The 8,912-nt window shown below is 58.3% G+C and carries 12 protein-coding genes; 8 read left to right on the top strand and 4 right to left on the bottom strand.

What is annotated here, in order from left to right:
• Positions 1–118: 118 nt before the first annotated feature.
• Positions 119–682 carry a D-glycero-beta-D-manno-heptose 1,7-bisphosphate 7-phosphatase gene (gene gmhB, locus ACP39K_RS17125; protein ID WP_015378880.1) on the bottom strand — a complete coding sequence of 188 codons (564 nt, stop codon included), beginning with the start codon at positions 680–682 and terminating at the stop codon, positions 119–121.
• 188 nt (positions 683–870) lie between these two features.
• On the opposite strand from gmhB, the gene metN reads away from it, so the two are divergent.
• The 6 genes from metN (at position 871) to proS (ending at position 6,465) form a co-directional block, all read left to right on the top strand.
• Positions 871–1,902 carry a methionine ABC transporter ATP-binding protein MetN gene (gene metN / locus ACP39K_RS17120; protein WP_497008710.1) on the top strand — a complete coding sequence of 344 codons (1,032 nt, stop codon included), beginning with the start codon at positions 871–873 and terminating at the stop codon, positions 1,900–1,902.
• Positions 1,895–2,548: a methionine ABC transporter permease MetI gene (locus ACP39K_RS17115; RefSeq protein WP_004932010.1), complete on the top strand. Its 654-nt coding sequence runs from the start codon at positions 1,895–1,897 to the stop codon at positions 2,546–2,548. The genes metN and ACP39K_RS17115 overlap by 8 nt, the downstream gene beginning before the upstream one ends.
• Positions 2,549–2,587: 39 nt before the next feature.
• A complete protein-coding gene (locus tag ACP39K_RS17110) occupies positions 2,588–3,403 on the top strand; it encodes a MetQ/NlpA family lipoprotein (RefSeq protein WP_033639535.1) in 816 nt (271 codons plus the stop codon).
• A gap of 114 nt (positions 3,404–3,517) precedes the next feature.
• A complete protein-coding gene (rcsF, locus tag ACP39K_RS17105) occupies positions 3,518–3,922 on the top strand; it encodes an envelope stress sensor lipoprotein RcsF (protein WP_025304011.1) in 405 nt (134 codons plus the stop codon).
• Positions 3,919–4,626 (top strand): tRNA (N6-threonylcarbamoyladenosine(37)-N6)-methyltransferase TrmO, encoded by a 708-nt coding sequence (tsaA, locus tag ACP39K_RS17100; protein WP_016929866.1) that lies wholly within the window; start codon positions 3,919–3,921, stop codon positions 4,624–4,626. The genes rcsF and tsaA overlap by 4 nt, the downstream gene beginning before the upstream one ends.
• A 120-nt stretch (positions 4,627–4,746) precedes the next feature.
• Positions 4,747–6,465 carry a proline--tRNA ligase gene (gene proS / locus ACP39K_RS17095; RefSeq protein WP_497008709.1) on the top strand — a complete coding sequence of 573 codons (1,719 nt, stop codon included), beginning with the start codon at positions 4,747–4,749 and terminating at the stop codon, positions 6,463–6,465.
• A gap of 60 nt (positions 6,466–6,525) precedes the next feature.
• Here the strand turns inward: proS and nlpE are convergent, their stop codons facing one another.
• Genes nlpE through ACP39K_RS17080 form a run of 3 tightly spaced genes read right to left on the bottom strand, consistent with a single transcriptional unit; the run spans position 6,526 to position 8,204 of the window.
• Positions 6,526–7,209 (bottom strand): envelope stress response activation lipoprotein NlpE, encoded by a 684-nt coding sequence (nlpE, locus tag ACP39K_RS17090; protein WP_016929868.1) that lies wholly within the window; start codon positions 7,207–7,209, stop codon positions 6,526–6,528.
• Between the two features lie 29 nt (positions 7,210–7,238).
• Positions 7,239–7,652, bottom strand: a complete 414-nt coding sequence (gene arfB, locus ACP39K_RS17085; protein ID WP_048797214.1) for an alternative ribosome rescue aminoacyl-tRNA hydrolase ArfB — start codon at positions 7,650–7,652, stop codon at positions 7,239–7,241.
• A 3-nt stretch (positions 7,653–7,655) separates the two neighbouring features.
• Positions 7,656–8,204: a YaeQ family protein gene (locus ACP39K_RS17080; RefSeq protein WP_497008708.1), complete on the bottom strand. Its 549-nt coding sequence runs from the start codon at positions 8,202–8,204 to the stop codon at positions 7,656–7,658.
• 213 nt (positions 8,205–8,417) lie between these two features.
• On the opposite strand from ACP39K_RS17080, the gene ACP39K_RS17075 reads away from it, so the two are divergent.
• The gene (locus tag ACP39K_RS17075) at positions 8,418–8,618 is read left to right on the top strand and encodes a YaeP family protein (RefSeq protein ID WP_004931993.1); all 201 of its coding nucleotides are present in this window, start codon (positions 8,418–8,420) and stop codon (positions 8,616–8,618) included.
• Complete coding sequence (gene rof, locus ACP39K_RS17070) at positions 8,605–8,868, top strand: Rho-binding antiterminator (protein WP_004931991.1); 264 nt, start codon at positions 8,605–8,607, stop codon at positions 8,866–8,868. The genes ACP39K_RS17075 and rof overlap by 14 nt, the downstream gene beginning before the upstream one ends.
• The last annotated feature ends 44 nt before the right edge of the window (positions 8,869–8,912 follow it).

The raw sequence follows: 8,912 nt of genomic DNA, 5'->3' as shown, positions 1-8,912 counted from the left end.
CGTGAAGTGAATCACTTGCGCCGTGTCGATGGAGGCGCATTATAGGGAGCCGGTTCAGAATGACAAGCGTTAATATGCATTTTTTATCTGACCGCTCACTATTCATTCGTAACGCCTATTAAACCCGCTTTTTGATGGCTGCCGGCAGGTCCGCCAGGCTATTTAGCACCCAATCGGCCAGCTTTTCGCCCTGCTCCGTCACCGGCTTGCCGGTACGCACCAGCACCTTGGTGCCGACGCCGGCCGCGATCGCCGCCTGCATGTCTTCCGGTTTATCGCCCACCATATAAGAAGCGGCCATATCGATGTTCAATTCCTGCTGCGCTTGCAGCAGCATGCCCGGCTGCGGTTTACGGCAGTCACAGACCTGACGATACTCTTCCACTACCGCCTCAGGATGATGCGGGCAGAAATAGATGCCGTCGAAGTCGACGTCGCGATCGGCCAGCGACCAGTCCATCCACTCGGTCAGGTACATAAACTGGTCTTCGCTGAACTTGCCGCGCGCAATGCCCGACTGGTTGGTCACCATCACCAGCGCGAACCCCATCTTTTTGAGTTCGCGACAGGCGTCAATCACGCCGTCAATAAAGTGGAAGTTGTCGATTTCATGGACATAACCATGGTCAACGTTAATCGTACCGTCACGATCGAGAAAAATTGCTGGAACGCTTTGTGTCACCGCTTTGCTCCTGAGGGGCTGAATACGCTGACAGTATCGCATGTTTTACCCCGCACTGAGAACGCCGGAGAACGTCGCTGGCCGTTGACTTAGACGTCTAGACGCCTTAACATCTGATCCATACCTTGGTTCCACGCCGAGGTTTACTTTTATCTAGCCACGGGCAACCACGCTAAAATAAGAAGAATATGATTAAACTTTCTAACATCACTAAAGTGTTCCAGCAGGGTTCGCGCACCATTACCGCGCTCTCTGACGTGACCCTTCACGTCCCTGCCGGGCAAATCTATGGCGTTATCGGATCTTCCGGCGCCGGCAAAAGCACGCTGATTCGCTGCGCCAACATGCTTGAGCGCCCGACCTCCGGCCAAGTGCTGGTCGATGGCCAGGATCTGACGTCTCTGTCGGAAAGCGAACTGACGCGCGCCCGTCGCCAAATCGGCATGATCTTCCAGCACTTCAACCTGCTCTCTTCCCGCACGGTGTTCGGCAACGTGGCGCTGCCGCTGGAACTGGACAATACGTCGCGCGTCGAGATCAAAAAGCGCGTGACCGAACTGCTGGAGCTGGTCGGCCTGGCGGACAAACACGACGCCTACCCGGCCAATCTGTCTGGCGGCCAGAAACAGCGCGTGGCGATCGCCCGTGCGCTGGCCAGCAATCCCAAAGTGCTGCTGTGCGACGAAGCCACCAGCGCGTTGGATCCGGCCACCACCCGTTCCATCCTGGAACTGCTTAAAGACATCAACCGCCGTCTGGGTCTAACCATTCTGCTCATCACCCATGAAATGGACGTGGTGAAACGCATCTGCGACCAGGTCGCGGTCATCAGCCAGGGGCAGCTGATCGAAAAAGACAGCGTCAGCGAAGTGTTCTCACACCCGAAAACCCCGCTGGCCCAGCAGTTCATTCAGTCCACGCTGCATCTGGATATTCCGGACGACTACGCCGCGCGCCTGTCGCCGGAGCGCCAGGGCGACCGTCAGCCGCTGCTGCGCCTGGAGTTCACCGGTCAGTCGGTCGATGCGCCGCTGCTGTCTGAAGCCGCTCGCCGCTTCAACGTGAACAACAACATTATCAGCGCCCAGATGGATTATGCCGGCGGCGTAAAATTCGGCGTGATGCTGGCGGAGCTGCACGGCAGCGACGAAGACGCGCTGGCGACGATTAAGTTCCTGCAAGAAAATCAGGTAAAAGTAGAGGTTCTGGGTTATGTCTGAGGCAATGATGTGGTTGATGGCGCGTGGCGTGTGGGAAACCGTCATGATGACCTTTGTCTCCGGCTTCTTCGGTTTCGTGCTCGGCCTGCCGGTAGGCGTGCTGCTGTATGTCACCCGCCCGGGGCAGATCATCGCCAACAATTCGCTGTATAAGATCCTGTCCGGGCTGGTGAACATCTTCCGTTCCATCCCGTTCATCATCCTGCTGGTTTGGATGATTCCGTTTACCCGCATGATCGTCGGTACCTCGATCGGCCTGCAGGCGGCCATCGTGCCGCTGACCGTCGGCGCCGCGCCGTTCATCGCGCGCATGGTGGAAAACGCCCTGCTGGAGATCCCGTCCGGTCTGGTGGAAGCGGCGCGCGCCATGGGCGCCACGCCGATGCAGATCATCAAGAAAGTGTTGCTGCCGGAAGCCCTGCCGGGCCTGGTCAACGCCGCGACCATCACCCTGATCACCCTGGTGGGCTACTCCGCCATGGGCGGCGCGGTCGGCGCCGGTGGTCTGGGCCAAATCGGTTACCAATACGGTTATATCGGTTATAACGCCACAGTTATGAATACCGTATTAGTATTACTGGTAGTTTTGGTTTATCTGATCCAATTCTGCGGCGATCGCATCGTCAAAGCCGTTACCCATAAATAATTTCACCGCATATTAATGCGAGTCTAATGAGGAAGGGATATGTCGTTAACATTTAAATCCATCGCGACAATTGGCGCACTGATCGGCACGCTGGCTCTGGCGGGCTGTGGCCAGGATGAAAAGAATCCGAACCACATCAAGGTCGGCGTAATCGTCGGCGCAGAGCAGCAAGTGGCTGAAGTGGCGCAGAAAGTGGCGAAAGAGAAATACGGTCTGGACGTTGAACTGGTCACCTTCAACGACTACGTATTGCCTAACGAAGCGTTGAGCAAAGGCGATATCGACCTGAACGCTTTCCAGCACAAGCCATATCTGGATCAGCAAATCAAAGATCGCGGCTACAAGCTGGTGCCGGTCGGCAACACCTTTGTTTACCCGATCGCCGGTTACTCCAAGAAAATCAAATCGCTGGACGAACTGAAAGAGGGCTCTCAGATCGCGCTGCCGAACGATCCGACCAACCTGGGCCGTTCGCTGTTGCTGCTGCAAAAAGTCGGTCTGATCAAACTGAAAGACGGCGTTGGCCTGCTGCCGACCGTGCTGGACGTGACCGAGAACCCGAAAAACCTGAAATTGGTTGAGCTGGAAGCGCCTCAGTTGCCGCGCTCTCTGGACGATCAGCAGATCGCGCTGGCGGTGATCAATACCACCTACGCCAGCCAGATCGGCCTGACGCCAGCGAAAGACGGTCTGTTCGTGGAAGATAAAGACTCGCCTTACGTCAACCTGCTGGTTGCGCGCGAAGATAACAAAGATGCGGAAAACGTGAAGAAATTCGTGCAGGCCTATCAGTCTGACGACGTTGACGCCGCCGCCAACAAAATCTTCAACGGCGGTGCGGTGAAAGGCTGGTAAGCGCTTATTCACCCATTTTATTCCTATAATTGCAAGACGGGCCAAGGCCCGTCTTGTTATTTCCGCCATAGATTGCTTCAATAGCGCCACTTTCATTAAGGCAGAGGAATCTCAATGCGTGTTTTACCTCTCTGTTTGTTAGCGCTCGCGCTGGCCGGATGTTCATCGCAACGTATCGCGCCATCCTCAACAAACAGCACCAGCAAGCCGACCACGACCGCCCCGGCCAAGACCACGCCGGCCGCCCGCCCCGCTCCGGTAAAACTGTATAAAAGTGCAGAAGAACTCGTGGGCAAGCCGTTCCGCGATCTGGGTGAAGTGTCCGGCGAATCGTGCCAAACCACCGTGCAAGACTCCCCACCGAATCTGGCTACCGCCCGTAAACGCATGCAAATCCGTGCGTCTTACATGAAGGCCAACGCCGTGCTGCTGCACGACTGCCAGATTGTCAGCGGCGTCGCCGGTTGTTACCAGCAGGCCGTTTGCCAGGGCTCGGCGCTTAACGTCTCGTCCAAATGACCGAATTCGTTTTCGAGCAGATCGGCGTGATCCGCTCGCCGTATAAAGAGAAATTCGCCGTGCCCCGCCAACCGGGGCTGGTCGAAGACGGCGGCGGCGAACTGCTGCTGCTGCCGCCCTACAACCAGGCGGAAGCGGTGCGCGGTCTCAGCGATTTCAGCCACCTGTGGGTAATGTTCATTTTCCATCAAACCATGGAAGGCGGCTGGCGCCCGACGGTGCGTCCGCCGCGTTTAGGCGGCAATGCCCGCATGGGCGTGTTCGCCACCCGTTCCACCTTCCGCCCCAACCCGCTCGGCATGTCGCTCATTGAGCTGAAAGGCGTGCGGGTGAAAAACGGTGAAGTGGCGCTGGAACTGGGCAGCCTCGACCTGGTCGACGGCACCCCGGTGGTGGACATCAAGCCTTATCTGCCGTTCGCCGAGAGCCAGCCGCAGGCCCGCGCCGGCTTTGCCCAAGCTGCGCCCGCCGGCGATATGCCGGTGCGTTTCGCGCCGCAGGCCGAGCAACAGCTGCAGCAACATCAGGCGCGCTACCCGCAATTAAGGCGTTTTATCAGCCAGGTGCTGGCGCAAGACCCCCGTCCCGCCTATCGTAAAGGAGAGGACGTCGAACGGGATTACGCCGTCTGGCTGTTGGATTTCAACGTGCGCTGGCGCGTCGTGGACGGCCACACCGAAGTGTTGGCGCTCGACCCGCGTTAAAATTCCGCCGCCTCTCTTTTGGCGACCCGCTCGCGCTGGTAAACTAAACCACTTTTGTCACTTTTGGCCGCCACTCTGGCAGCCCGATGCAATTTGCAGTTCTAACGGAACCAAAACACCATGCGTACTAGCCAATATCTGCTCTCCACACTGAAGGAGACACCTGCCGACGCCGAAGTGATCAGCCACCAGCTGATGCTGCGCGCCGGGATGATCCGCAAGCTGGCCTCCGGTCTTTACACCTGGCTGCCGACCGGCCTGCGCGTTCTGAAGAAGGTTGAAAACATCGTTCGCGAAGAAATGAACAATGCTAACGCGATCGAAGTGTCCATGCCGGTGGTTCAGCCTGCCGATCTGTGGCAGGAAAGCGGCCGTTGGGAGCAATACGGCCCCGAGCTGCTGCGCTTCGTCGACCGCAGCGATCGTCCGTTCGTGCTGGGCCCGACGCATGAAGAAGTGATCACCGATCTGATCCGCAACGAGATCAGCTCGTACAAGCAGCTGCCGCTGAACTTCTTCCAGATCCAGACCAAGTTCCGTGATGAAGTGCGCCCACGTTTCGGCGTGATGCGCTCCCGTGAGTTCCTGATGAAGGATGCCTACTCCTTCCACACCTCACAGGAGTCTCTGCAGGAGACTTACGACGCGATGTACGAAGCGTACAGCAAAATCTTCAGCCGCATGGGCCTGGATTTCCGCCCGGTGCAGGCCGATACCGGCTCGATCGGCGGCAGCGCCTCGCACGAATTCCAGGTGCTGGCGGACAGCGGTGAAGACGACATCGTGTTCTCCACCGGTTCCGACTTCGCCGCCAACATCGAGCTGGCGGAAGCGGTCGCGCCGGCAGAGCCGCGCGCGGCGGCCAGCGAAGCGCTGCGCCTGGTGGATACGCCGAACGCCAAAACCATCGCCGAGCTGGTCGAGCAATTCCAGCTGCCGGTGGAAAAAACCGTGAAGACGCTGATGGTGCGCGCCACCGAAGAGAGCGGCCACAAGCTGGTCGCCCTGCTGGTGCGCGGCGATCACGAGCTGAACGAAGTCAAGGCAGAGAAGCTGGCGCAGGTTGCCGCGCCGCTGACCTTCGCCACCGAAGAAGAAATTCGCGCCATCGTCGGCGCCGGCCCGGGTTCACTCGGCCCGGTCAACTTGCCGATGCCGGTGGTAGCCGACCGCAGCGTGGCGGCGATGAGCGACTTTGGCGCCGGCGCCAACGTTGACGGCAAACACTACTTCGGCATCAACTGGGAGCGCGATCTGCCGCTGCCGCAGGTGGCCGATATCCGTAACGTGGTGGAAGGCGACGCCAGCCCGGATGGTCAGGGCACGCTGCTGATCAAACGCGGTATCGAAGTGGGCCATATCTTCCAGCTCGGCACCAAGTACTCGGAAGCGATGAAAGCGACCGTGCAGGGTGAAGACGGCCGCAACCAGGTGCTGACCATGGGTTGCTACGGCATCGGGGTCACGCGCGTCGTGGCCGCCGCCATCGAGCAGAACCACGACGAACGCGGCATCATCTGGCCGGACGCCATCGCGCCGTTCCAGGTCGCTATTCTGCCGATGAACATGCACAAGTCGTTCCGCGTGCAGGCGCTGGCGGAAGAGCTGTACAACACCCTGCGCTCCCACGGCATCGATGTGATCCTCGATGACCGCAAAGAGCGTCCGGGCGTGATGTTCGCGGATATGGAGCTGATCGGCGTGCCGCACTCTATCGTCATCGGTGACCGTAACCTCGACAACGAAGAGATCGAGTACAAGAACCGCCGCGTCGGCGAGAAGCAAATGATCAAAACCGGCGAAATCGTTGATTTCCTGCTGGGCCAGATCAAACGCTGAGCGACGAACGCCAGAAAATAAAAAACCCGCCTAGGCGGGTTTTTTTATGTCCGAAAACGCTTACTTGCTGCTGCAGTTCTTGCTGCGGTCGAACGCGATTTTGCCGTCCGGCACCACCGCCTTCTCTATCTGCCCTTCTTCCATCGATGGCTGCACGCTGAAGTGCGCATTGAAGGTCAGGAACACCGGCTCGCCGGCATTTTTGTTGGCTTTGGCGTAGCCTTGCTCCAGCGCGATGTTGTTATCCACCGGGAACGTGATGCCGGTAGCGCAGTCCTTAAAGACTGCCGCATCCGCCATATAGGTGTAACTGCCTTTCATCACCATCGGGGTTTTAGGCAACGGTTTTTCAATCGGCTCCAGGCGATAGTTCAGCTTGGAGGCGATCGGCGCGCCGCTGCGATCCAGCATCTCCAGGCTTTTGCCCACCGGACGGAAGTAACGTTTTTCACCGGTGCTGTCGGTCAGCACCAGCTTATCCGCAGTGCGCGCCCATTTGCCATAGTCGGCAAAAGTCTGATCGCCGTCTTTGGTGCCGCGATAGGTTTCCTGCAGCACAAAGGTGCCGTCCTCATCCAGGAACAGCGCCGTATCCAGCCCGCCGCAATCGGCGCAAGGCAACAATCCTTGATAACTCTGCGGCATCGCCTGCAGCGGTTGTTCCTTCGGCTGATAATGATTGTTGCATCCCAACAACGAGAGTGCGCCTGCCGCCAAGAACAGGGCTACCGTAATTTTCTTCACAGTTATTCTCCTACTGTGTTCATGTATTCCTAAGTGCGAACCTTGCCGCGCAGCGCCTTGGTGGCGCCTTTACGCGCCTTGCCTTCCAAACGGCGCAATTTCGCCCCTTTCGTCGGCTTGGTCGCCTTGCGCGTTTTTTCCACCACCATCGCCTGCCGAATCAGCGCGGCCAGCCTGGCCAACGCCGCTTCGCGATTCAATTCCTGACTGCGATACTCTTGCGCCTTGATAATCACCACGCCATCGGTGGTAATTAAATGGTGATTCAGCGCCAGCAGCCTTTCCTTATAATACTCTGGCAGGCTGGAGGCCCGGATGTCAAAGCGCAAATGGATCGCCGTTGAGGTTTTGTTCACGTGCTGGCCGCCCGCGCCCTGCGCGCGGATCGCCGTCAACTCAAGCTCATTATCCGGTATGGCGACGTTTCTTGACAGTTCCAGCACCGGTCACACCTGTGCCCGCTGCCACTCGGCAAACTGGATTTCCAGACTATTCTGAGCATCGGACAGCCAAATAGTTCCCTCCTGCAGCGTCGCCTGCAGCGTCATGGTGCGGCTGGCCAATGCCGTCAGGTGCGCCAGCTGCTCGTCGTCGAGGAAACGCACGCTCAGGTTCTTGTAGCCGGCCACCTTGCCCTGCATTCCCTGCCACCACACGTGCGCGGCGCGCTCGCCGTAGGCGTACAACACCACGCGCGGCGACTGGTTGCAGGCCTTGCGGATGCGTTTTTCGTCGGGCAATCCCATCTCGATCCACATTTCCAGCCCGTTGTGGTCGTTGCGCTGCCAGATCTCCGGCTCGTCGTCGGCGCTCAGCCCTTTGGTGAACACCAGCCGCTCGTCGGCGTGGCAGATCCAGGCCAACAGGCGCAGCATCATGCGCTGCTCGTTTTCAGACGGATGTTGCGCCAGCGTCAGCGTGGCGTCGTGGTAGAAGTGACGATCCATATCAGCAATATTGACCGCGGCTTTATAAATGGTTGCTTTCAGCGCCATGGGTGACCTCGTTATTATCCGGCGACAGTGTACTTGATCAGGGCCAAACCCCGCCAGCGCGGCCAGGCTGCGGCAGTGCGAAAGGCGTGCCAGGGTGCTGATAACTCCATAACAGCTGTGCTATAGTCGTCTAGGATAGGATAAAACTCCGAGAGCCTGCGCCTCATCGCGATAGTAGTCTTGATGATGCAGAGGTTCTTAAGGGAGGAAACTGTGCAACAATACTGTGAGTTAGTACGCCGTACTTACGCCGAGATTGGCAGTGGAGATCTTGGCTACGTGCCTGATGCGCTGGCTTGTGCGTTAAAGGCATTGGACGATGTCGCAGCGAACGATGCGCTACCGTCCTCCGTTAGGGAACAGGCGGCCTTTGCCGCCGCTAACTTATTGGTGAGCGACTATGTTGATGAATGATGAGTACCAACCCATCAATTGCGATGACTACGACAACCTGGAACTCGCCTGTCAGCATAAACTTATTCTGAAGCTGGAGTTACGCGACGGAGAAGTGATCGAGGCCAAGGCGATCGACCTGCTGCAAAAGAAACGCGTTGAGTATCTGACCATCGAACAGAACGGCCAGCAGCGCGACCTGCGCCTGGACCACATCAGCAGTTTCAGTCATCCGGAAATCGGTACCGTGGTCGTCAGCCTGTCGGACTGAGCAGCGGTAACCCCATCCCAACAGGGCAGCCCAACGGCTGCCCT

The sequence above is a fragment of the Serratia sp. EC4 genome (assembly GCF_059652115.1).
The sequence above is the reverse complement of the archived record's forward strand: the minus strand, read 5'-3'. Positions and strand labels throughout refer to the sequence as shown.